This is a genomic window from Methylobacterium oryzisoli (genome assembly GCF_046557895.1).
Classification (GTDB): domain Bacteria; phylum Pseudomonadota; class Alphaproteobacteria; order Rhizobiales; family Beijerinckiaceae; genus Methylobacterium; species Methylobacterium oryzisoli.
Map to the genome: position 1 here is coordinate 1 of NZ_JBKIBX010000059.1, position 21,013 is coordinate 21,013.

Sequence of the window (21,013 nt, forward strand, 5' to 3'; positions counted from 1 at the left end):
TCGCTCAGGCGGCGCGCTGGAGCGAGGTCTGGGCGTTGTCGTTGACGGCCACGAACATGCCGGCGGTCTCGACGTCGGGCGCCGCGAGGCCGAGGCGGTCGGTGAGGAGGGCGAGCGCCGGCCCGACGGCGACGGCAGCGAGACCGGCGAGGAGGAGGGCGATCGTCATGGTGGGCGTCCGGTGGTGTGTGCGGCTGCGATGAGCGGTGTATCGCACTGCACAACGGACGTTGGTATACCACATGCCACAGATCGGATATGCGACGGCTGCATGCGGGGCGAATCGCCCTGGACAGGGCGGTGAGCCGCCGCTGGCAGGCCGCCTGCTGGCAAACGGTCGGCATAGCCCGTCCAGAGCCAGACGGTTGGGTCGGTTCCCGAGTTGGCTCCCGCCGCAGGGGACATGTCAGCCGGTCAGGGAGCCGCGCCGTCGTCCGATAGCCAGCGCCAGCTCGCGAAGCGCTCCAGTACCCCGTCGAGCGTCCCGACGATGGCCTCCGGCTGGTAGCCCTGGGGGGCTTGGCGTCCCGTCCCGCGGTCCACCCAGACACAGCGGAAGCTCAGGCCGTGGGCCGCCACCAGATCGAGATGGGGACTGGCGCAGATGTGGCAGATGTCGTCGCGGCCAGCCCCGATCGCCTGCCAGGCATGCTCGAAGATGCGCGCCTGCGGCTTGTAGGCACCGGCCTGCTCCGCCGTCACCACGCGGTCGATCGTGCCCGGAGGGCCGAGTTGAGCGACGTTGCCCGCGATCAACGCGTCGTCCGTGTTGCTGATGATGCAGAGGCGGAATCCCGCCTCCTTCAATCGTCGCAACGTTCCCGGCACCTCCGGGAACGGCGGCATGGCGGAGATGCTGCCGGTGAGGATCTCCGCATCCGCCGGGCCGCAGTGCAGCCCGAACTCTCCCATCGCGCGGTGGAGCGCCTCGCCGGAAACGGTGCGGAAGTTGCGGTGTGGCTGCTGCTGCTCGAGCGCGTGTTCGTGCTGGTCGTAGACGGCGATCAGCCGGCCGGGGTCGATCTCGGCCCGGCCGTGTCGGGCCAGGATCCGCGAGACCGCGGCGAGCAGGCCCTCGTCCCACTGGATGAGGGTGCCGTAGCAGTCGAAGGTCAGCCATGTCGGCCGGGGTGCCGGGGAATGCGTCACGAGCCGTCTCCTCAGAAGCGGGGCATCACCGCGCCCTCGGAGGCCGGGGCGACGTGATCGGCGTAGAACTTCAGGTAGCCGCGCGATACGCGCGGGGCAGGTGCGGCGTAGGCCGCTCGGCGGCGCTCGAGCGTGTCGGCCGGCACCAGGAGGTCGAGCCGGCGCCCATCGAGATCGATCGCGATCCGGTCGCCATCCTCAACCAGGGCGATCGGCCCCCCGCGCGCGGCCTCGGGCGTGACGTAGCCGATCGCCGGGCCGTGGGTCGCCCCCGAGAACCGGCCGTCGGTGACCAGGGCACAGCTCTCGCCCAGACCTGCGCCGATCAGCGCCGACGTCGCCCCAAGCATCTCGCGCATGCCCGGCCCCCCCTTCGTGCCCTCATTGCGGATGACGATGCAGGTCCCCGGCCCGATCCGGCCCGCCCGCAAAGCTTCGATCGCCTCCTCCTCGGCCTCGAACACGCGCGCCGTGAGGGTGACGTCCCACATCGCCCTCGCGACGCCCGAGACCTTCACCACCGCCCCGCCGGGCGCGAGCGTGCCCCGCAGGATGTACAGGCTGCCCTCGGCCTCGACGGGGTTCGCCACCGTGTGGATGCAGGTGGAATCCAGGATCGTGGCCGCGTCGGCGATCTCGCCGATCGTCGGTCCCGCGACCGAGCGGGCCTCGCGCCGCAGCAGCGGCCCGAGCGCCTTCATCACGGCGGGTACGCCGCCGGCTTCGCCCAGTTCCGTCACGCCCCAGGGGCCGGACGGGGCCAGCTTGACCAGGGTCGGCGTGTCGCGCGAGAGCCGGTCCCAGGTCTCGAACGACACGTCCACGCCCGCCTCACGCGCCATGGCGATCATGTGCAGGACCATGTTGGTCGAGCCGCCCACCGCCATGCCGACCCGCATCGCGTTCTCGAAGGCGGCCGACGTCAGGAGGCTCGACGGGCGGACATCCTCCTCCAGGAGACGCATGATCTGCATGCCGGTGGCCTGCGCGGCGCGCAGCTGCGCGTTCGACCCCGCAGCCAGCGTCCCGGTCCCCGGCAGGGCGAGGCCGAGCGCCTCGGTGTACAGGCCCGCCGTGTTGCCGGACGTGGCCGTGTCGCAGGCGCCCGGGCCAGGGAAGTGCGCGTCCTCCATCCCCGCCAGATCCGCGCGCGAGAGCGAGCCGCGCAGAACCTCGCCGACCCCGTCGTAGACGGTTTCGAGGAAGACCTTGCGGCCCCGCCAGCGGCCGACCGGCGTCGGGCCGCCGTAGAGCAGCACGCTCGGCAGATCCAGGCGGGCCGCCGCCATGACCATGCCGGGTACGACCTTGTCGCCCGAGGGCAGGAGCACCATCGCGTCGAAGCGGTGCCCCTGCACCATCAGCTCGATGAGATCGGCCACCACGTCGCGGCTCGGCAGGACGTAGCGCATGCCCTCCGACGCGAAGGTCTCGCTGTCCGTGACATGGAAGGCGTTGAACTCGCACGGCGTCCCACCGGCCCGGTAGATGCCGGCTTTGACCGCGTCGGCGACGCGCCGCAGATGCGCGTTCTCCGGTGAGAAGTCCTGGAAGGTGTTGACCACCGCAACGAGCGGACGGTCGAGGTCGGCGTCGGTCAGGCCGGCTCCCTTGATCCAGGCGCGCTGGAGGGAGCGGGTGACGCCTTGGAACTGGCGGCGGCTGCGCAGGTCGCGAGACATGGATTCTCCTCTCGCCGCGCGATGGCGCGGCGACCGCGAAGGGGGATGGAAGCGACGGAGCCTGCGACCGCCGCCGGCAGCGTCACGGATCAGGCCGGTAGTCCCAGCGTTCGGCCGTGGGCCCCGCGCCGGAAGCCGGGACCGGATCGCCTCCTGACGCCCGGCACATTGACCCGCGACCGAGTCAGTGTGAAATTAAATATCTGACTGCCTATCAGTGGAAAATGCGATGATGCCTCCGCTCGACGCGGACCTGCTCCGCTCCTTCGTGGCCGTCGTCGATGCGGGTGGTTTCACCCGCGCCTCCGAACGGCTGAACCTGACGCAATCCACGGTCAGCCAGCAGATCCGCAAGCTCGAGGCCGCGGCGGGCCGCCAGCTGCTGACCCGCGACCGGACCGGCAGCGGTGCTCAGCCCACCGAGCCCGGCGAGCTTCTGCTCGGGTACGCGCGGCGCATCCTCGCCCTCTCCGCGGAAGTGCAGGAGGCGTTGCGGGCTCCGGATGCGCCCCGCACCGTGCGGCTCGCCGTTCCGGAAGACTTTGCCGGTCGGCGCCTGATCGAGATCCTCTCGGCCTTCGCCCGCGAAGCGCCGCAGATCCGCCTCGACACCATCAGCGGCTGGGGGGCCGACATGCGCCGCCGGCTGGAGGCCGGTGAGGTGGACCTAGCGCTCGTGAAGCGCGAGCCGGGCGAGGGCTCGAGCCTGGCCGTCTGGCCGGAGCGGCTGCTCTGGATCGCCGGACGGACGGCGCGGATCGAGGCCGCTCCGGTGCCGCTCGCCGTCTTCCCGCCCGGCTGCATCTACCGCGCGCGGATCATCGACGCGCTGGAGCGCCAGGGACGATCCTGGCGGATCGCCTACGCCAGCCAGGGGCTGATGGGGGTTCAGGCCGCGGTCGCGTCGGGGCTAGGCATCAGCCTGCTCTCGGAGGATGCGCTCCTGCCGGAGCACCGCCGCCTCACCCCCCGGGACGGCTTCGATGAGCCGCGCCCGACGGAACTCGCGCTCGTCGCACAGGCGCGGCGGATGCCGCCGGCGGTGCGGAGCGTCGCCGACTTCCTGACGAACGTGGTCGGAGAGGTCGTTCTGCGACGGAACTGACGCGATGCGCTGAAGGCTGGCACGAACACCATCATCGAGCCTCGCCACCGGCTCGCGCCGTCGAGCGGCGCACGACGAGTTCGATCGGCAGATCGACGTGGGTCCGCGCCTCCCCATTCTCCAGGAGGGAGACCACCATCGCGGCCGCCGTCTGGCCGATGCGCCCGGTCGGAATGTGCACCGTCGTGAGCGACGGCGTGAGATAGGCGGACATGTCGACATCGTCGATGCCGACGATGGACAGGTCGGTCGGGACAGTGAGCCGGCGCGCCCGCGCCTCCTGCAGGCACCCGATCGCCAGGAGGTCGATCGTCCCGATGATGCCGGTGGGCGGCGTGTCGAGTTGCAGCAGCGCCGCACAGCCGATGCGCCCCCCGGCGAGCGAGAGGTCCTGCTCGTTGACGCGCCAATCCGGAATCTCGCGGCCCGCCTTGCGCATCGCCTGCCGTGCCCCGGCGAGGCGCGCCCGCTGCCGATCGTTGAAGGACAGGCGTCCGGTGACCATGCCGATGCGCGTGTGGCCGAGGTCGAGCAGGTGCTGCGCCGCCAAGTAGCCGGCCCGCTCGTTGTCGACCGTCACGCAGGCGAAGTCCGGCGCGCCGCACCACGTGAGAACGACCGGCACGCCTCCGGTGCGCAGGAGGTCCAGGGTCGAGCGCGGGCGATCCGCACCGACCAGGATGAGACCGTCGGCGCCGCGCGCCAGGAGCATGCGGACGGCCTCGGTCTCCGCGGCGGGATTCATCTCGTGGGAGGCGACCAGCAGCTGATAGCCGTCGCGCGCCAGCGTCGATTGAAGCGACTGCAGGAAGCGGGCGAAGATCGTGCTGTCGAGGGTGGGAACGATCGCGCCGATCGTCATGGACCGGCCCGAGGCGAGCGCCCGCGCCGCGCCATCGGGAACGTAGCCGAGAGCCTGCGCGGCGGCGCGCACGCGCTTCAGCGTCGCGGCCGAGAGCAGGTCGGGCTGGGAGATCGCGCGCGAGACCGTGGCCGGCGAGACGCCCGCGCGGCGCGCCACATCCGAGAGCTTGACCTTGCGCGCCACCATACCACGACCGGCCGGATGAAAGGATTTTCATACCCGATGACACGGCCGCAGCCGTCGCACAAGGCGCATTCTCGCCTGCAGCGGTTGACAATCCTTCCCCGGTGATGCGATCAATTTCTGAAAGCGCTCTCATCGAAGCGCGATGGTGGGGAGGCTGACATCAGTCGACGAGTCGTCATCGGCTTCGCGACCATGGCGGCGCTCGTGGCGCTGTGGTTCTGGCTGACCACGCTCACCGGGACGATCGGTGGCGGCCGGTTTCCCGCGCCGGGCGAGTTCTGGGCGTCCCTTCTCCAGATCAGCGGGAAAGGCTACGCCGGGGCGACCTTGCTCAACCACGCGTGGCACAGCACGGCGCTCGTCGTCATGGGCTTCCTCGTCGCGATCGCGACCGGGGTGCCCCTCGGCCTCTGGATGGGCTGGAGCCGCCGCGCCGAAGCGCTGATGAACCCGATCTTCCTCTTCATCCGCCCGATCCCGCCGCTGGCGTGGATCCCGCTCGCGATCCTGTGGCTCGGGCTCGGCGACGCCGCGAAGATCATGGTCATCTGGTTCGCCGCGTTCGTGCCGTCGGTCATCAACGCCTTCACCGGGGTTCGCAACATCGACCGCCCGGTCCTGGAGGCCGCTTCCATGCTCGGCACGCCGCGCTGGCGTCTCGTGCAGGAGATCATCATGCCCGCGGCCCTGCCGATGATCTTCACCGGATTGCGGCTCTCGCTGCAGGCCGCCTGGACGACGCTCGTGGCGGCCGAGCTCGTCGGCGCGCTGGTCGGCGTCGGTTTCGTTCTGAACGTCGCCCAGCAGGACATCTATCCCGGCATGATCCTCGTCGGGATGGTCACGGTCGGCCTTCTCGGCTGGGCGACCACCTGGCTTCTGGGCCATGTCGAGCGGCGCGCCCTCGCCTGGAACGTGGCGGCGAGGGACTGACGCCATGAACGGTGCGCGTCTGACCATCGGACAGAGTGTCGCCTGGGGTCTCCTCGGGGTCGCGCTCTTCCTCGGCCTGTGGACCTTCCTGTCGGTCTCCGGCCTCGTTTCCCCCCAGTTCCTGCCGACGCCGCTGGAGACGGCGGCGCGCTTCGTCTCGCTCCTCACCACGCCCTTCGCCGGAGCGACCCTGCCGGTGCATCTCGCATCGAGCTTCAAGCGCTACGCCTACGGCGTGCTGCTGGCGGCCGCGATCGGGGTCCCGCTCGGATTGCTGATGGGCTGGTTCAGGCTCCTCGACGACATCGTGTCGCCGATCTTCGACGGCCTGCGCTTCATCGCGCCGATCGCCTGGGTGCCCTTCGCCGCGCTGTGGTTCGGCACCGGGATCGGCGGACCGGTCATGATCATCTTCGCCGGCGCCTTTCCGCCCTGCCTCATCAATGCGTATCGCGGCGCGCGCTTCGTGGAGCCCCGGTTCATCGAGGCGGCCCGCATGCTCGGCACCAGCGATCTGCGGATGATCCGGGAGATCCTCCTGCCGGCGGCGGTGCCCTCCATCATCGCGGGGCTGCGGGTCGCCGCCGGCCTGGGCTGGCAGTCGCTCGTCGGCGCCGAGCTCATCGTGGCCGCCGCGGGCGTCGGCTTCATGATGGTGCAGGCGCAGGCCAGCGTTCAGACCACGACGGTCATGTCGGGAATGATCGCGATCGGGCTCGTGGGCATGCTGATCGACGTGCTGCTGCGCCAGGGCGAAGCCTGGCTGCGCCGCCGCCGTGGCCTTGAGGCGTGAGGGGACGCGATGGGATCGATCCGCTTCGACAAGGTGGACAAGGTGTTCGGCCCCAAGACGAGCGGCATGAAGGTGCTCGAAGGGATCGACCTCGTCATCGGCGAGAAGGAGTTCGTCGCCATCGTCGGCCCCTCCGGCTGCGGCAAGACCACCTGCCTGCGGATGGTCGCGGGCTTCGAGGCGCCGAGCGCCGGGTCGGTCAGCGTCAACGGGCGCGAGATCACGAGCCCGGGTCCCGATCGCGCGGTGGTCTTCCAGCAATTCGCGCTCTTTCCCTGGAAGACGGTGCGCGAGAACATCGATCTCGGGCTGCGCAACAAGGGCCTGCCGCGAACCGAGCGGAGCGACCGCATCGCGGGTGCGCTGAAGCTCATGAACCTGGAGAGCCACGCCGAGGCGTTCCCGCACCAGCTCTCCGGCGGCATGCAGCAGCGCGTCGCGATCGCCCGCGCCTACGTGCTCGATCCCGAGGTGCTCCTGATGGACGAGCCGTTCGGGGCGCTCGACGCGCAGACCCGCGTCGTCATGCAGGAAGAGCTCGTCCGCCTGGCGCGGCGGAACCCGCGCACCGTGCTCTTCATCACCCACGCGGTGGAGGAGGCCGTCTACCTCGCCGACCGGGTCGCGATCATGACGCGCCGTCCGGGTCGCATCAAGGAGGTGCTCGACGTCAAGCCGGTGCGCTTGGCCGAGAACTGGGACCGTCACGCCAAGATCGAGGACGTGATGGACCTCGAATCCTTCGTGCACCTGCGGACCCAGATCTGGCGTTCGCTGCGGGAGGAGAAGGGCCCGCATGGCGCCTGAGTTGCCGCCGCGGCTCGCCCGCGATCTCACCCAGCCGGAGGCGATCCCGGAGGCCGGCATCTCGCGCGCGCTCGAGCTGATGCGATCGGGGCGCCTGTTTCGCTACGGCGAGATGGGCGCGGATCAATGCGACGTCTCCCGGCTCGAGGAGGAGTTCGCCGGCTTCGTCGGTCGGCGCTACTGCGTCGCCGTGAATTCGGGCGGCGCGGCGATGTTCCTGGCGCTGAAGGTGGCCGGCGTCGCGCCGGGCGATCCGGTGCTCGTCAACGGCTTCACGCTGGCCCCGGTCCCGGGGGCGATCCTCCACGCGGCGGCGAAGCCCGTGGTGGTGGAGATCGGCCGCGACTGCGTGATCGATCCGGACGATCTCGTGCGGAAGGCCTCCGCCTCCGGCGCGAAGGTGCTGCTCCTCTCCCACATGCGCGGCCACATCGCCGACATGGACCGGGTGCTCGACATCTGCACGGGGCACGGCATCGCCCTCGTCGAGGACTGCGCCCACGCCTTGTGCGCGTCCTACAAGGGCCGGACGATCGGCACCTTCGGCGTGTCGGCCGCCTTCAGCGCCCAGACCTACAAGCACCTGAATGCCGGCGAGGGCGGCTTCCTCGTCACGGACGATCCCGTCATGGCGGGGCGGGCGATCCTGCATTCCGGGAGCTACATGCTCCACGGACAGCATCTCAGCACGCCGGGGCCCGACGTCCTCGAGGCGCTGAGTGACCACGTCCCGAACTTCAGCATGCGCATGTCGGCGCTCTCGGCGGCGATCCTGCGGCCCCAGCTCGCCGAACTGCCGCGCCGGGCCGAGCGATGGAACCGGATCCACGACCGAATTGCTGCCGGGCTCGTGCGCTCCCAGCACCTGCGCGTGCCCGAACGCGGCGGCGATCACGCCTACTCGGCGACGTCGATCCAGTTCTGCGTCCTGGGGTTGGGCGCGGACGCGATGGAGGCCGTCCTTGAGGCGGCTCAAGCACGCGGCCTTCCGATCAAATGGTTCGGAGCGGCGCGCCAGGCGGGCTTCACCAGCGCGCCGCGGCACTGGCGCTATGCCGGCGATCAGGGACCGCTCACGCAAACCCATCGCGTGCTGGCGCAGCTCTGCGACATCCGCACGCCGCTGTCGCTCACGGATGCGGAGTGCGACCTGATCGCCGAGATCGTGCGCGACGCGATCGAGGCGGTCGTCGCGGCAAGAAGAGACGGCCGGCATCGCGCGACGCCGTCTCGATCGTCGTCCCAAGGGAGGGAGCCATGAAGAGAGAACTCTGCGGTCTCATGCTGGCGACCGCCGTCGCCGCGGCGGCGCCGTCGACGGCCAAGGCGCAGACGCCGATCGGCGTCAGCTATCAGCCCTCGCTCTACTGGGCGCTGCCCTTCCACTATGCCACCGTGAAGGGATGGTGGAAGGAGGTCGGGCTCGCCCCGAACTTCACCACCTTCCCGGCCGGCGCGCCGCAGATGGCCGCGGCGCCGTCGAAGTCGTGGGATGTCGGCGGGACGGGCTCCGTCCCCGCGGTGCTCGGCGCGGTGCGCTTCAACATCGTGACCATCGGCATCACCAACGACGAGTCGAAGGCGAACGCCATGATGGTGCGCGGCGACAGGTTCGACAAGGTGAAGGCCAATCCCGCCTCGCTCAAAGGCCAGCGCCTGCTCCTGACCACGAACTCGACGGCGGATTACGCCTCGCGCAAATGCCTCGTGAAGATGGGGCTCGCCGCCAACGACATGCAGTTCGTCAATCTCGGCCAAGCCCAGATCATCACCGCGATCACCTCGCAGAACGGCGATGTCGCCGGGGTGTGGGCGCCCAACACCTACACGCTGGAGGAGCGCGCCAACGCGAAGTATCTCTGCTCGGGTGCGGATGCGGGCGCTGCCGTGCCGGGCGCGCTCGTCGCGCGCGCCGACTTCGCCAAGGAGCGGCCGGAGGACGTCGCCAGGTTCCTCGCCGTCTTCCTGCGCGGCTGGTCCTGGGCCAAGGCCAACCCGCAGGAGGCCCGCACCCTCGCCCTCGACTTCTACAAGCAGGGCGGGCTCGAGGTGACGCCGCGCGCCATGGATCAGGAATTCGCCCTGCGGCCGACCTTCGGGCTCGACGAGCAGCTGAAGATCATGGCGCGGGACGGCAAGGCTTCGACGGTCGACGGCTGGTTCGGCGAGATCGGCAAGTTCATCACCGAGGTCGGCACCATCCCGGCGAACCCGGAGCCCAAGGGCTACATCTCGGACGAATACCTCAAGCGCGTCGCGAGCGACCCGAAGCTGCGCGCCTTCGCGACCGAGTTCGACAAGAAGTAAGCCGCGCCCGTGCGGACGGGATCTCTCGTCCGCACCGGCAGCCTCACCTCTCAAGAAGGCTCTGCATCATGGCCATCGCCTACCTGAAGAAGGCCTCGAAGACACCGGAGACGGAGACGGACGCCGCGCGCAGGGTCGTCAGCGAGATGCTCGCGGCGATCGAGGCCGGGGGTGAGGAGTCGGTGCGCGACTACGCCCTGAAGCTGGACGGCTGGTCGGGCCCGATCGTCATGGACGAGGCCGCGATCGCCGAGCGCGTGCGCGAGGTGCCGCAGGCGATCAAGGACGATATCGAGCTCGCCGCCTCGCAGGTGCGCCGCTTCGCCGAGGCGCAGCGCGCCTCCGTGCAGGATTTCGCCGTCGAGCTGTCGCCCGGGCTTCGCCTCGGCCAGCGGCTCGTTCCCGTGAACACGGCGGGCTGCTACGTGCCGGCGGGGCGCTACGCCCACATCGCCTCCGCCTACATGTCGATCGCGACCGCCAAGGCCGCGGGGGTGAAGACCGTCATCGCCTGCTCGGCCCCCTACAAGGGCCAGGGCATCCATCCCCACGTGCTCTACGCCATGTCCGTGGCGGGCGCGGATGTCGTCATGTGCCTCGGCGGCGTCCAGGCGGTGGCCGCCATGGCCTTCGGCCTCTTCACCGGCAAGGCGGCGGACATCATCGTGGGCCCCGGCAACAAGTTCGTCGCGGAAGCCAAGCGCATGCTGTTCGGGAAGGTCGGCATCGACGTCTTCGCCGGCCCCTCGGAGGTGGCGGTGATCGCGGACGACACGGCCGATCCCCTGATCGTCGCCACCGATCTCGTCGGCCAGGCGGAGCACGGCCACGAGAGCCCGGCCTGGCTCATCACCGACTCCAAGCGCATCGCCCAGGAGGTGTCCGCGCTCGTCCCGCAGCTCATCGACGCCCTGCCGGCGACGGCGCGCGACGCCGCACAGGCCGCCTGGCGCGACTACGGCGAGGTCGTCCTCTGCGACACGCGCGAGGAGATGGTGCAGGTCTCCGAGGACTATGCCTGCGAGCACCTCGAAGTGCAGTGCGCCGACCTCGACTGGTGGCACGCCAACCTGACGAATTACGGCTCGCTGTTCCTCGGCGAGGAGACCAACGTGGCCTTCGGCGACAAGGTGTCGGGTCCCAACCACATCCTCCCGACCAAGTTGGCGGCACGCTACTCGGCCGGCCTGTCGGTCCACAAGTTCCTGAAACCGCTCACGTGGCAGCGGATGAGCCGCGAGGCGTGCCGGGCCCTCGCCCCCGTCTCGGCCCGGATCTCGCGGCTGGAAGGCATGGAGGCCCATGCCCGCACGAGCGACGTGCGCATGGCCAAGTACGCGCCCGGCGCGCCCGTGGACCTCGGTCGCCCGGTCGAGGCGTGAATGGCCTTCCGTCTCGGCCACCTGTTCGACCTCACGGGCCGGACGGCGCTCATCACCGGCGGCAGCAGCGGCATCGGGCTCGCCATGGCGCGGGCGCTCGGGCTGGCTGGCGCCGACGTCATCCTGGTGGCGCGACGATCGGGCGACCTCGCCGCGGCGCAGGAGGCGCTCCGGCAGGACGGGATCGCCGCCGCCACCCTGCCGGCGGACCTCTCGCAGGCGGACGCCGCGGGAATCGTCCGCGCGGGGGCCGGTGGGCGCGCGGTCGACATCCTCGTCAACGCCGCCGGGGTCAACCTCCGCCAGCCCTTCCAGGAGGTCACGGCGGCGGCCTTCGACCTGCACATGGCCCTGCATCTGAGGGCGCCGTTCCTGCTGACCCAGGCCTTCGCGCCCGGCATGGCGGAACGGCGCTTCGGCCGCATCGTCAACGTCGCCTCGCTGCAGAGCTGGCGCGCCTTCGCCGACAGCGCGCCCTACGGTGCCGCGAAGGGCGGCGTCCTCCAGCTCACCCGCGCCATCGCCGAGGAATGGTCGCGCCACGGGATCACCTGCAACGCGATCGCCCCCGGCTTCTTCCCGACGCCACTCACGGCGCCGGTCTTCGGCGATCCGCAGCGCGTGGCCCGGAACGCGGCCCAGACCGCAATGGGGCGCAACGGCGAGCTCTCGGACCTTGCCGGCGCGACCGTGTTCCTGGCCTCCGAGGCGGCCGCCTACGTCACCGGGCAGACGCTGGCCGTCGACGGCGGCTTCACGGCGAAATAGCTCGACCTCAACGAGGAGCGGCGCATGAAGGCGCTCGTCTATACCGGCCCCAACACGCTCGTGTACCGCGACGAGCCGGACACGGCGCCGGAGCCCGGCGAGGTGCTGGTCCGGGTCGAGGCCGTGGGCATCTGCGGCTCGGACATGCACGCCTATCACGGTTTCGACGGCCGTCGGCCGCCACCCCTGATCCTCGGCCATGAGGCCGCGGGCCGGATCGTGTCCGGTCCCCGTGCGGGCGAGCGGGTGACGATCAACCCGCTCGTGGTCGATCCGTCCTGTCCCTACGCGATGGAGGGGCGATGGCACCTGTCGCCGACGCGTCAGATCATCTCGATGCCGCCGCGACCCGGCGCCTTCGCGGACTTGGTGCGGATTCCCGAGCGCAACCTCGTCCCCGTCCCGGATGACCTCCCGATCGAGCGCGCGGCGCTGGCGGAGCCGATCGCGGTGGCTTGGCACGCGGTCCGGATCGGCGCGGACAAGCTTCATCAGCCCCTGGCCGCGTCGCGCGTGGTCATCCTGGGCGGCGGCGCCATCGGGCTCGCCGCCGCCCTCGTCGTCCGCCGCTTCGGTGCGACCGCGATCCGGATCGGCGAGACGAACGGGCTGCGCCGCGAGACCATCGCGCGCGGGGAGGGGTTCGCGGTCTACGCGCCGGGCGCCTCCGGCGCGCCCGCGGAGGGCAGCGTCGATCTCGTGATCGATGCCGTGGGCGCGGTGGGAACACGCGCGGCGGCCTGCGCCCTGGTGAGACCAGGGGGGGTGATCGTCCATGTCGGCCTGCTGCCCGGCCAGGACGGCCTCGACCTGCGCAAGATCACCCTGCAGGAGATCACCCTGACGGGTGCCTATTGCTACACTCCGGCCGACTTCCGTCACGCGGTCGACGCTCTGGCCGAAGGAGGGCTCGGCGCGCTGGGCTGGTACGAGGAACGCCCGCTCGCGGAGGGCCCGGCGGCTTTCGCCGACCTCGATGAAGGCCGAACGGCAGCGAGCAAGATCATCCTGCTGCCCGGCGCCTAGAGCAGGCTTCGATCAGGTCGAAACGTGAAGCCTGCTCTAGGTTTTTGATTTTGCCGCATTTTCTGCGACGAACCGGCATCCACTTCGTCGGAAAATGCTCTAGCCTTGTCGACGGATCTGAGGGATTCACGTCGGGAGTGAACCGTACGAATCCGAGGCAGGGCTCCGATGCGTCGCTATCCGCCTGAGCGGATCNGCCTTGTCGACGGATCTGAGGGATTCACGTCGGGAGTGAACCGTACGAATCCGAGGCAGGGCTCCGATGCGTCGCTATCCGCCTGAGCGGATCGTCTGCCTGACGGAGGAGACCGTCGAAACGCTCTACCTGCTGGGCGAGCAGGACCGGATCGTCGGTGTCTCCGGCTATGCCGTCCGGCCTCCGCGGGTCCGGCGCGAGAAGCCGCGGGTCTCGGCCTTCACCAGCGCGGACATCCCGAAGATCCTCGCCCTCGAGCCCGATCTCGTCCTCGCCTTCTCGGACCTGCAGGCCGGCATCACGGCCGATCTCGCGCGGGCGGGCCTCGCCGTCCACCTGTTTAACCAACGGGATCTGGCCGGCATCCTGGCGATGATCCGCACCCTCGGCGCCCTGGTGGGCGCCGGTGACCGGGCCGAGGCCCTCGCATGGGGCTACGAGGAACGGCTCGCCCAGGTGGCCGCGGAGGCGGGCGGGCGTCCGCGGACACGGGTGTACTTCGAGGAATGGGACGAACCGCTGATCTCCGGCATCGGCTGGGTCTCGGAACTCGTGCGCATCGCCGGCGGCGAGGACGTCTTTCCGGAGCGTGCCGGTCGGGCGGCGGCGGTCGACCGCATCGTCTCGCCGGAGGACGTCATCGCCGCAGCGCCGGAGCTCATTCTCGCCTCCTGGTGCGGCAAGAAGGTCGTGCCCGCCCGCATCGCGGGGCGCCCGGGCTGGGCCGCCATCCCGGCCGTGGCGCAGGGGCGGATCGTCGAGATCAAGTCGCCGCTGATCCTGCAGCCCGGTCCCGCAGCCTTGACCGACGGCCTCGACGCCATCCGGCAGGCTCTCGGAACGCCGGTGACATCAGGTGAGGGTGACGAGCGGAAGGGCCGTTCGATGCCCTGACCTGCGACGAGCCGCGCCCGTGCCGAGACGGCACGGCGTGGATCGGTCGAACGCTGGTTGACGTGGACGTCTTGGCACCATCGAGGGCGCCTTCCGTCACGCTGAAGAGCTGTTCGGTTCTGCGGAGGTGGTGGAGCGGGCGATCGGGATCGAACCGACGACATTCAGCTTGGGAAGCCTACGCAAAGCGTTGATTTTCCTAACAGGTGTTCCTCACAGGTGGGCGGCCACAGAGCGCGCGCACCAGCACTTTCATCGCCGTGTGGCCGTGCTTGAATGAGGACGGCGATTGTCTGATCGTGGGCCGCAGGCTTGACGACGATGACCAAATGGACCGGATCGACGCGATGCGGGTGTTCGTCGCCGCCCTGGACGAGGGAAGCCTCGCTGGAGCGGGGCGGCTGCTCGGCCGCTCGCCCGCCGCGGTCAGTCGGGCCATCGCGTTTCTCGAACAGCAAGTCGGTGCGCCCCTGCTCCATCGTACCACGCGCACAATCAAGCTGAGCGAGGTTGGCGAGCGCTACGCCGCCGCGTGCCGCCGGGTGCTCGTTCACTTGCAGGAGGCCGAGATGGTCGCCGCGGGCGAGCAAGTCACGCCCCGGGGCCTGCTGACTATCACGGCGCCGCCGATCAGCGGCGAAGAGATCCTGCGCCCGATCATCGATGCCTATCTGGAGGCCTACCCCGCCGTCTCGGTCAATCTCGTTCTCGTCGACCGCAACGCCAACCTCGTCGAGGAGGGGATCGACATCGCGTTGCGTGTTGCCGAACTGCCGGACTCGTCAATGATGGCCGTCAAGGTAGGGGAGGGCGTCCGGCGTGTGGTGGCAGCCTCACCGCGCTACCTCGCCCTGCACCCGCGGATTGAACTGCCGGGCGACTTGGCCAAGCACCGCATCGTGACAACCACGCATTTCGGGCAGGAGGCTTGGGTGTTCCCGCCGGCGGCGGGCAGCCCGATCGCTCGGTCGGTTTCGTTCAAGCCACGGCTCGTGGTCAACAGCGTGCGCGCGGCCCTGGGCGCCGCGGTCGGCGGGCTTGGGGTGACCCGGCTCTACTGCTACCATGTGGCCGAACGCTTTCACGACGGGTCCCTTCAACTGGTGCTGCGGGACGCGGAGCCGCCGGCGATGCCCGTAAACCTCCTCATGCCGCAGGGCCGCCAGTCGCTGCCGAAGGTGCGCGCTTTCCTCGACTTCGCCGTCCCGCGCCTGCGTACGGCCTTCGCGAGGCTCACGGCAGAGAGACCTTGAGCCGCCGGATCGAGCGGGCATTGTTCCGCTTCACGCAAGAATGTCTGCCGAGCGTCGAGCATTCCTCGCCGCCGTCCGCGGCAAGATAATCTTCACCGACCACCACGGTCGGTGACCCGCAAATCGGTGGTTCTCGAACATCGCGAGGAAATACCATGAGTCACGATCGTAAAGTGGCAATCATCACTGGTGGTTCGCAGGGCATCGGCGCGGCGCTGATCAAGGCCTTTCGCGATCGGGACTACCGTGTCGTGGCTACGTCGCGCTCGATCCGGCCGAGCACTGATCCAGACATCCTGACGGTACCCGGGGACATTGGTGAGCCGACGACCGCCGAACGGGTCGTTTCGGAGGCGCTGTCTCGTTTCGGTCGGATCGATACGCTCGTCAACAACGCCGGCATCTTCATCGCCAAGCCATTCACCGATTACACGGTGGAGGAGTTCCAGACGAAGATGGCAACCAACGTGGCGGGGTTCTTCTTCATCACCCAGCGGGTTGCGGCGGAGATGCTGCGCCAGGGGTCCGGTCACGTCGTCAGCATCACGACGAGCCTCGCTGACAATCCGACCAGCCGCGTGCCGACCGCGCTTGCCAACCTCACCAAGGGCGGCATCAACTCGGCCACGAAGGCACTCGCCGTTGAGTACGCCACGAAAGGCATTCGCGTGAATGCGGTTTCGCCCGGCGTGATCAGAACGCCGATGCACGCGCCCGAGACGCACGCATTCCTGTCCGGCCTTCACCCGATGCAGCGGCTAGGAGAGATCCAAGACGTCGTCGACGCCGTGCTGTTCCTGGAACAGGCCCCCTTCGTGACGGGCGAGATCCTGCACGTCGACGGCGGGCAGAGTGCCGGCTACTGACGCTTGGGAGGACTACATGCCGATCGTCACCATACAGGTCACGAAGGAAGGATCCGGTCCGGGCCGGTCATCGGTTACGGCCGAGGAGAAGGCCGCGCTCATCGCTGGCGTCAGTCAGCTCCTGCTCGATGTCCTGCAAAAGCCGCTCGACTCGACATTCGTCGTGATTGAGGAAGTGGACTTGGAGAACTGGGGCTGGGGTGGCCTGCCTGTGACCGAGTTTCGCAAGCGACGGAGCTCCCGGTAAGCGTCCCCACATGGGTCGGTGACTGCCCGATGCCTTGAACACTGGGGCGGTCGCGGCTCGATCACGGATCTCAACGCTTCGACATTGAAGGAAATCGCGGCCATGGCGTCGAAACAGGCGCAACTCCTGGACCTTCTCGGTATCGATCTGCCGGTCATCCAGGCGCCGATGGCCGGAGCAACGACGCCGGAGATGGTCGTCGCCGTGAGCGAGGTTGGCGGCCTGGGCTCTCTGCCGAGCGCACAATATGCGGAAAACGATCTCCGGGCAGCGCTGGACAGGGTTCGCGCGGGCACGCGGCGCCCGATCAACCTCAATTTCTTTTGTCACACGAACCCGGCCGAGGATGGTGCCCGGCAAGGTATTTGGCTGGGATGTCTCTCGCCGTACTACATTGAAGCCGGCCTCGACCCCGGCATGCGGCTAAACCCGAGCGGACGCAGGCCCTTCGACGATGCCGCATGCGATGTTGTTGAAGCCTACCGGCCGGAGGTGGTCAGCTTCCACTTCGGTCTGCCGGAGGCCGTGTTGCTCGATCGGGTCAAACGCACAGGCGCCAAGGTGCTGGCCTCTGCGACCACCGTGGCGGAAGCCCAGTGGCTCGCTGACCGGGGTGTCCACGCCGTCATCGCCATGGGTGCCGAGGCGGGCGGGCATCGAGGCAGTTTTCTGACCACCGAGATGTCGCAACAGGTCGGCACCTTCGCCCTGGTGCCGCAAGTAGCGGACGCCGTCTCGGTGCCGGTGATCGCCGCCGGAGGCATTGCCGATAGGCGCGGCGTAGAGGCGGCCTTCGCGCTGGGCGCGGCCGCCGTGCAGGTCGGCACCGCCTACCTTTTCACATCCGAAGCGAAGATCTCGGAGGTGTATTGCAAGGCGCTCCAAAGCCCGAACCGACCTACCGCAATCACCAACCTGTTCACTGGCCGGCCGGCGCGCGGCATCGTCAACGGGCTCATGGCGGATCTCGGCCCCCTGTCTGATCTCGCCCCGGCCTTTCCGACGGCTGGTACGGCGCTGGGACCACTGCGTAGTGCCGCCGAGGCCGCTGGCCGCGACGACTTCACCAACCTTTGGGCCGGCCAAGCCTTCCCGCTCGCGCGGCCAATGTCCGCGGCCGCTCTGACGCGGACGCTTGCCGGCGGAAGCGCTTGAGCGATGATCCCTTCTCATACGGCTCCGGGAGCCCCCTTCGGCCCAGGATTGGGGCGGGGCTTGCCCGGGTAGCGAACCAGACTTGGTCCACATACGAAGAAGGCCCCGGCACCGGGCTCTGCCGGCGCAACGGGGCCATCTCCCACGTCGTGGTCTCTGCTGAGCCGGATCGTTGCCCGGTCGCCTCGGGTTCTGCCTCCCAGCCCCGAAGTCATGAGGGCATCGTACGAGGCAACCTTGAACCGTCAGCTAAGGAGCGCGGTGAACGACAGGGCAAGGTTCCTTGACGAAGCCTTGCCGACCGCCATCACCGTTACTCGGCGGCCGCAGCCTTCTTCGGCCGGCCCCGACCCTTCGTCGGCGTAGCCGGCGCCGTCACCTTCGCATCGGCGACTGCGCGCTTCTCCGCAGCAGCCTTCCGACGCTGCTGGCCCAGGCCCGTAGCCTTGGCCAGCTCGGAGCGCTGCGCGGCGTAGTTCGGCGCCACCATGGGGTAGTCGGCCGGCAGACCCCACTTCTGGCGGTACTCAGCCGGCGTGAGGCGGTGCTTGGTGAGGTGGCGCTTCAGGGACTTGTAAGCCTTGCCGTCCTCCAGACTGATGATGGCGTCGGGTGTCACGCTCTTCCTGATCGGCACGGGCGGCGTGAGCTTCACCGGCTCAGGCTCAGCGGGCTGTCCGAGGCTGCCGAGGCTCTGGTAGACGCTCCGGATCAACCCGGGCAGCTCGCCTGGTGGCACGTTGTTGTTCGACACGTAGGCCGAAACGATGTCACTGACCAACTCGATGTGGTCAGCCGCAGCTTCTTCACTCATAGGTGCTCCCAACGTCGACGGACTGCAACGTGGGACGATGAGGTCTGCTACGTCAATATGGCAGGTGAAGCTTGCTGTAGAAAATGAGCATGTGCGTCTGCGGTCATCGCGACAGCTGCATTCTTCCGGCGCCCCGTACTGACGGACCTGAGGACGCTCACGCGAACAGAGTCCCGAGCCGAGCCGGTGTTCTCTCGTTCAGCAGCTGAGCTTTATGAGCCGTCGCGCAGTCCGACGCTGCGGTTGGCGGTACGACCGGCGGCCGGGAAGACAACCCGCCGACTTGGCCGCTGTCCTTTCTGATCAGCTGGTCCGGGCGCAGCGGCTCCGTTCGGGGGAGTTCCGGCCCGAAGAACGGTGCCATTGTGGCCGCCAGTCTGATCAAGGCCATGGATGACGAGCTTCGCACGCTCGAAGCTGTCTTCGGTCCGCTTGCCGGTTAACCCGGCGGCGATGATGGCGGCCTCAAGCAGCTCACAGTCGGCGGAAAAGCGGGAGTTCGGGAAATGCTGGATCTCCGTTGCCGCGCACGTCAACATCTTGCATTCGTAGCCAGCGCGCGATTGCCTCAACAACATGTCTCTGTTCAGCCATGCTCAATTCTCGCTTTAAGGGTATTCCGTGCCACTTGGACAGACAGCTCCGGCAACAAGTTGCCGTGGCGAGCTGAGCGACAAAGGCCGGGTGGCCACGAAGAGGCGTCTGCTTGCCATCGTTCCTTGGACCGGCCGGCGCTAGACGCTGCGCCACAAAGTCCTGCGCATGTGCAAGGACGGTCGGCAATCCCTTGTCGTGGAGATACCTCAGCTCAGCAGGCGTTAGCTTGAAGCGCTGCCGAAATGCTGAGCGCTGGAGCCGGTCGAAAATGTCATCGAGCTTCCGCATTTATTTACCAAATCAGCCCGATTCAAACCACTTACCTTGCCGGCCGCGAAGGTTCAGCATCCTACATCCCACGTGCTAGGATCGCCGTGCGCCGGATGGTCAGGCCGAGCAGGTGGCGAAACATGGCCATCGCGCCATCGTCAAGGCGTTTGACCCGTTTCGAATCGTAGGCAGCTGCTCGCCGGCCGGGAAGTGGGACCGGCGCGACAAGCTGGCCACTCAGGCATAGGGCGGCTCAGAGTTCCGGATTGGCGCGGGCCGAGAATCGATCACGTGCCGTGAACCGATCGGCCGGGAGCCCCGGGACAGGACGGCCGAACACCTGCTCGCTGAGAAAGGTACGCTCGATCTCGATCTGCGCCTCGTCCAGGTCAATGTACCAGCTGCGGCGACGCGCGCTCCAGCGGTAGCTGCGCGCCTTCAGAATAGCCTTGGCCTCGAACGGGGAGCCCTGCGCCCAGAGCCGCACGGTGGACCGTCGCGTCTTCTCCAGCAGGGCAGACAACGCGAGCTGGCCAGAGATGCGAAGAGGCGTAGCCAGCAGCCTGAGCAGGGCGTGGCAGTCGTCGACCGCACGGTGGCCGCGGTGGAAGAAGCCGAGATCGGTGAGCAGGTAGCCGAGCTTCATGCCCTCGTGACCCTCCGCTCGCCAGGGGATCTGGTGACAGGAGCAGGCCCAGTTCTTCTCCCGGAACACGGGCCAGCGCGGCTCGCACATCTGCCGGTCGAAGCTGGCGTTGTGGGCGATCACCACGCTCGCATCGGCAGCCAAACGTGCCACCGCAGCATCGTCGATCCGCTGACCGGCGACATCGGCATCGGTGAGGCCGGTCAGTCGGGTGATCTCCGGCGGGATGGGGCGGCTGGGCTGCCGCATCTGGTTGAAGGTGTCGAGCACGCGGTAAATGCACCCGCTCGCGCCGTACTCGAACCTGAGCATGCCGAGTTCGATCACCTCGTCGGCAGCGAAGTCGGTGCCGGTGGTCTCCACGTCGAGCACCAAGCCGATGAAGGTTGGTTCGTCAGGCCGATCCGGGCAGGCGGCCAGCGGCTCCAGCCGACGCAGCACGCGGTAGTTGCCCGTGCTCTCAAGCACGGCGGCGATGCTGTCGAGGGGCTGGTTCACGCGCGCGGTCCCGGCTTCGTTCTTCCTGGACCCTCACCCGTGCCGTCAAGCTCTTAACCGAAGCTTAACCGTAGGCGAGGCGGTTTCAGCGTCGATCCTGGGCCGTGACACAGCGGTGCCCGGAACAGCATGTGGGCCGCCGAAGGCCTCGATGGCTTGACGGCATCTGGTGATCCGAGCTCAGACGAGGACGTGGTTCACCACGACCTCATTGCCGCCGGTAGGGGCCGGCCCGGCGATGGCGTCAGCGGCGCGAGGGAAGCCGCTGCCGCGCTCGCCCTGAGCTTGAGAGCTTGCCCGGTCAGGCTGGCTCGCGTGCAGATCACGGAACGTCCTTGGTGCCGTTCGGCGAACACGCCGCTTCTTGCGGAGACGCACGTGACACCCTGCGGTGCTGATCCCTGAATCTCGCATCCCTCTTCCTCCTGGGTGGACCCGGTACTTATGGGTTGCGGTTCGGGGGAGGTGCCCCATCCACCACAATGACCTGTGACCTCGATGCGGATTGATCCCGCCGCGAAGGTGTCGGTGATGGCCAAGCGCAGGTGACGGAGCCGCTCGAATCGAACACGGG

The 21,013-nt window shown here is 68.7% G+C and carries 22 protein-coding genes; 14 read left to right on the top strand and 8 right to left on the bottom strand.

The window, feature by feature from the left end:
• Nucleotides 1–4 precede the first annotated feature (4 nt).
• The 3 genes from ACKUB9_RS31070 to ilvD all read right to left on the bottom strand — a co-directional run bounded on the left by ACKUB9_RS31070 (nt 5) and on the right by ilvD (nt 2,831).
• Nucleotides 5–169 (bottom strand): hypothetical protein, encoded by a 165-nt coding sequence (locus tag ACKUB9_RS31070; RefSeq protein ID WP_407530017.1) that lies wholly within the window; start codon nt 167–169, stop codon nt 5–7.
• Between the two features lie 245 nt (nt 170–414).
• The gene (locus tag ACKUB9_RS31075; RefSeq protein WP_407530019.1) at nt 415–1,149 is read right to left on the bottom strand and encodes a haloacid dehalogenase type II; all 735 of its coding nucleotides are present in this window, start codon (nt 1,147–1,149) and stop codon (nt 415–417) included.
• Nucleotides 1,150–1,160: 11 nt separating this feature from the next.
• Nucleotides 1,161–2,831: a dihydroxy-acid dehydratase gene (gene ilvD / locus ACKUB9_RS31080; protein ID WP_407530021.1), complete on the bottom strand. Its 1,671-nt coding sequence runs from the start codon at nt 2,829–2,831 to the stop codon at nt 1,161–1,163.
• Between the two features lie 229 nt (nt 2,832–3,060).
• Here ilvD and ACKUB9_RS31085 point away from each other — a divergent pair, with 229 nt between their 5' ends.
• The gene (locus ACKUB9_RS31085) at nt 3,061–3,936 is read left to right on the top strand and encodes a LysR family transcriptional regulator (protein WP_407530023.1); all 876 of its coding nucleotides are present in this window, start codon (nt 3,061–3,063) and stop codon (nt 3,934–3,936) included.
• Nucleotides 3,937–3,967: 31 nt separating this feature from the next.
• Here the strand turns inward: ACKUB9_RS31085 and ACKUB9_RS31090 are convergent, their stop codons facing one another.
• A complete protein-coding gene (locus tag ACKUB9_RS31090) occupies nt 3,968–4,987 on the bottom strand; it encodes a LacI family DNA-binding transcriptional regulator (protein ID WP_407530025.1) in 1,020 nt (339 codons plus the stop codon).
• A gap of 192 nt (nt 4,988–5,179) precedes the next feature.
• Between ACKUB9_RS31090 and ACKUB9_RS31095 the strand changes: the two genes are divergently transcribed.
• From ACKUB9_RS31095 to ACKUB9_RS31155, 13 genes are all read left to right on the top strand, one after another.
• Nucleotides 5,180–5,920, top strand: coding sequence for an ABC transporter permease (locus ACKUB9_RS31095; protein WP_407530027.1), 741 nt, complete (start codon nt 5,180–5,182; stop codon nt 5,918–5,920).
• Between the two features lie 4 nt (nt 5,921–5,924).
• On the top strand, nt 5,925–6,713 hold the full coding sequence (locus tag ACKUB9_RS31100; RefSeq protein ID WP_407530028.1) for an ABC transporter permease: 789 nt from the start codon (nt 5,925–5,927) through the stop codon (nt 6,711–6,713).
• Between the two features lie 9 nt (nt 6,714–6,722).
• Nucleotides 6,723–7,520: an ABC transporter ATP-binding protein gene (locus ACKUB9_RS31105; protein WP_407530030.1), complete on the top strand. Its 798-nt coding sequence runs from the start codon at nt 6,723–6,725 to the stop codon at nt 7,518–7,520.
• Nucleotides 7,510–8,781 (top strand): DegT/DnrJ/EryC1/StrS family aminotransferase, encoded by a 1,272-nt coding sequence (locus ACKUB9_RS31110; protein ID WP_407530031.1) that lies wholly within the window; start codon nt 7,510–7,512, stop codon nt 8,779–8,781. Before ACKUB9_RS31105 ends, ACKUB9_RS31110 begins: the two co-directional genes overlap by 11 nt.
• The gene (locus tag ACKUB9_RS31115; RefSeq protein ID WP_407530033.1) at nt 8,778–9,827 is read left to right on the top strand and encodes an ABC transporter substrate-binding protein; all 1,050 of its coding nucleotides are present in this window, start codon (nt 8,778–8,780) and stop codon (nt 9,825–9,827) included. The genes ACKUB9_RS31110 and ACKUB9_RS31115 overlap by 4 nt, the downstream gene beginning before the upstream one ends.
• Nucleotides 9,828–9,895: 68 nt before the next feature.
• The gene (hpsN, locus tag ACKUB9_RS31120; RefSeq protein WP_407530035.1) at nt 9,896–11,209 is read left to right on the top strand and encodes a sulfopropanediol 3-dehydrogenase; all 1,314 of its coding nucleotides are present in this window, start codon (nt 9,896–9,898) and stop codon (nt 11,207–11,209) included.
• Complete coding sequence (locus ACKUB9_RS31125; RefSeq protein ID WP_407530037.1) at nt 11,210–11,977, top strand: SDR family NAD(P)-dependent oxidoreductase; 768 nt, start codon at nt 11,210–11,212, stop codon at nt 11,975–11,977.
• A gap of 24 nt (nt 11,978–12,001) precedes the next feature.
• Nucleotides 12,002–13,003 carry a zinc-dependent alcohol dehydrogenase gene (locus ACKUB9_RS31130; protein ID WP_407530038.1) on the top strand — a complete coding sequence of 334 codons (1,002 nt, stop codon included), beginning with the start codon at nt 12,002–12,004 and terminating at the stop codon, nt 13,001–13,003.
• Between the two features lie 262 nt (nt 13,004–13,265).
• Nucleotides 13,266–14,093 carry a cobalamin-binding protein gene (locus tag ACKUB9_RS31135; RefSeq protein ID WP_407530040.1) on the top strand — a complete coding sequence of 276 codons (828 nt, stop codon included), beginning with the start codon at nt 13,266–13,268 and terminating at the stop codon, nt 14,091–14,093.
• Between the two features lie 329 nt (nt 14,094–14,422).
• Entirely contained in the window at nt 14,423–15,346 is a 924-nt protein-coding gene (locus ACKUB9_RS31140) for a LysR family transcriptional regulator (protein WP_407530041.1), read from the top strand.
• A gap of 155 nt (nt 15,347–15,501) precedes the next feature.
• A complete protein-coding gene (locus ACKUB9_RS31145; protein WP_407530043.1) occupies nt 15,502–16,212 on the top strand; it encodes an SDR family NAD(P)-dependent oxidoreductase in 711 nt (236 codons plus the stop codon).
• 16 nt (nt 16,213–16,228) lie between these two features.
• Nucleotides 16,229–16,459, top strand: a complete 231-nt coding sequence (locus ACKUB9_RS31150; protein WP_407530045.1) for a tautomerase family protein — start codon at nt 16,229–16,231, stop codon at nt 16,457–16,459.
• Nucleotides 16,460–16,561: 102 nt separating this feature from the next.
• Nucleotides 16,562–17,614: an NAD(P)H-dependent flavin oxidoreductase gene (locus ACKUB9_RS31155; RefSeq protein ID WP_407530047.1), complete on the top strand. Its 1,053-nt coding sequence runs from the start codon at nt 16,562–16,564 to the stop codon at nt 17,612–17,614.
• Between the two features lie 313 nt (nt 17,615–17,927).
• Here the strand turns inward: ACKUB9_RS31155 and ACKUB9_RS31160 are convergent, their stop codons facing one another.
• From ACKUB9_RS31160 to ACKUB9_RS31175, 4 genes are all read right to left on the bottom strand, one after another.
• Entirely contained in the window at nt 17,928–18,428 is a 501-nt protein-coding gene (locus tag ACKUB9_RS31160; protein WP_407530048.1) for a Ros/MucR family transcriptional regulator, read from the bottom strand.
• A gap of 212 nt (nt 18,429–18,640) precedes the next feature.
• Entirely contained in the window at nt 18,641–19,006 is a 366-nt protein-coding gene (locus ACKUB9_RS31165; RefSeq protein WP_407530067.1) for a hypothetical protein, read from the bottom strand.
• Nucleotides 18,903–19,313: a DUF4186 domain-containing protein gene (locus ACKUB9_RS31170; RefSeq protein WP_407530050.1), complete on the bottom strand. Its 411-nt coding sequence runs from the start codon at nt 19,311–19,313 to the stop codon at nt 18,903–18,905. The genes ACKUB9_RS31165 and ACKUB9_RS31170 overlap by 104 nt, the downstream gene beginning before the upstream one ends.
• Before the next feature lie 235 nt (nt 19,314–19,548).
• Nucleotides 19,549–20,439 carry a 3'-5' exonuclease gene (locus ACKUB9_RS31175; RefSeq protein ID WP_407530052.1) on the bottom strand — a complete coding sequence of 297 codons (891 nt, stop codon included), beginning with the start codon at nt 20,437–20,439 and terminating at the stop codon, nt 19,549–19,551.
• Between the last annotated feature and the right edge of the window lie 574 nt (nt 20,440–21,013).

Bases quoted from the DNA above. Each gene is read 5' to 3' on its own strand.
- ACKUB9_RS31070 (WP_407530017.1), bottom strand. From the start codon at position 169: ATGACGATCGCCCTCCTCCTCGCCGGTCTCGCTGCCGTCGCCGTCGGG.
- ilvD (WP_407530021.1), bottom strand. From the start codon at position 2,831: ATGTCTCGCGACCTGCGCAGCCGCCGCCAGTTCCAAGGCGTCACCCGC.
- ACKUB9_RS31085 (WP_407530023.1), top strand. From the start codon at position 3,061: ATGATGCCTCCGCTCGACGCGGACCTGCTCCGCTCCTTCGTGGCCGTC.
- ACKUB9_RS31090 (WP_407530025.1), bottom strand. From the start codon at position 4,987: ATGGTGGCGCGCAAGGTCAAGCTCTCGGATGTGGCGCGCCGCGCGGGC.
- ACKUB9_RS31095 (WP_407530027.1), top strand. From the start codon at position 5,180: ATGGCGGCGCTCGTGGCGCTGTGGTTCTGGCTGACCACGCTCACCGGG.
- ACKUB9_RS31100 (WP_407530028.1), top strand. From the start codon at position 5,925: ATGAACGGTGCGCGTCTGACCATCGGACAGAGTGTCGCCTGGGGTCTC.
- ACKUB9_RS31105 (WP_407530030.1), top strand. From the start codon at position 6,723: ATGGGATCGATCCGCTTCGACAAGGTGGACAAGGTGTTCGGCCCCAAG.
- ACKUB9_RS31110 (WP_407530031.1), top strand. From the start codon at position 7,510: ATGGCGCCTGAGTTGCCGCCGCGGCTCGCCCGCGATCTCACCCAGCCG.
- ACKUB9_RS31115 (WP_407530033.1), top strand. From the start codon at position 8,778: ATGAAGAGAGAACTCTGCGGTCTCATGCTGGCGACCGCCGTCGCCGCG.
- hpsN (WP_407530035.1), top strand. From the start codon at position 9,896: ATGGCCATCGCCTACCTGAAGAAGGCCTCGAAGACACCGGAGACGGAG.
- ACKUB9_RS31125 (WP_407530037.1), top strand. From the start codon at position 11,210: ATGGCCTTCCGTCTCGGCCACCTGTTCGACCTCACGGGCCGGACGGCG.
- ACKUB9_RS31130 (WP_407530038.1), top strand. From the start codon at position 12,002: ATGAAGGCGCTCGTCTATACCGGCCCCAACACGCTCGTGTACCGCGAC.
- ACKUB9_RS31135 (WP_407530040.1), top strand. From the start codon at position 13,266: ATGCGTCGCTATCCGCCTGAGCGGATCGTCTGCCTGACGGAGGAGACC.
- ACKUB9_RS31140 (WP_407530041.1), top strand. From the start codon at position 14,423: ATGGACCGGATCGACGCGATGCGGGTGTTCGTCGCCGCCCTGGACGAG.
- ACKUB9_RS31145 (WP_407530043.1), top strand. From the start codon at position 15,502: ATGAGTCACGATCGTAAAGTGGCAATCATCACTGGTGGTTCGCAGGGC.
- ACKUB9_RS31150 (WP_407530045.1), top strand. From the start codon at position 16,229: ATGCCGATCGTCACCATACAGGTCACGAAGGAAGGATCCGGTCCGGGC.
- ACKUB9_RS31155 (WP_407530047.1), top strand. From the start codon at position 16,562: ATGGCGTCGAAACAGGCGCAACTCCTGGACCTTCTCGGTATCGATCTG.
- ACKUB9_RS31160 (WP_407530048.1), bottom strand. From the start codon at position 18,428: ATGAGTGAAGAAGCTGCGGCTGACCACATCGAGTTGGTCAGTGACATC.
- ACKUB9_RS31165 (WP_407530067.1), bottom strand. From the start codon at position 19,006: ATGTTGTTGAGGCAATCGCGCGCTGGCTACGAATGCAAGATGTTGACG.
- ACKUB9_RS31170 (WP_407530050.1), bottom strand. From the start codon at position 19,313: ATGCGGAAGCTCGATGACATTTTCGACCGGCTCCAGCGCTCAGCATTT.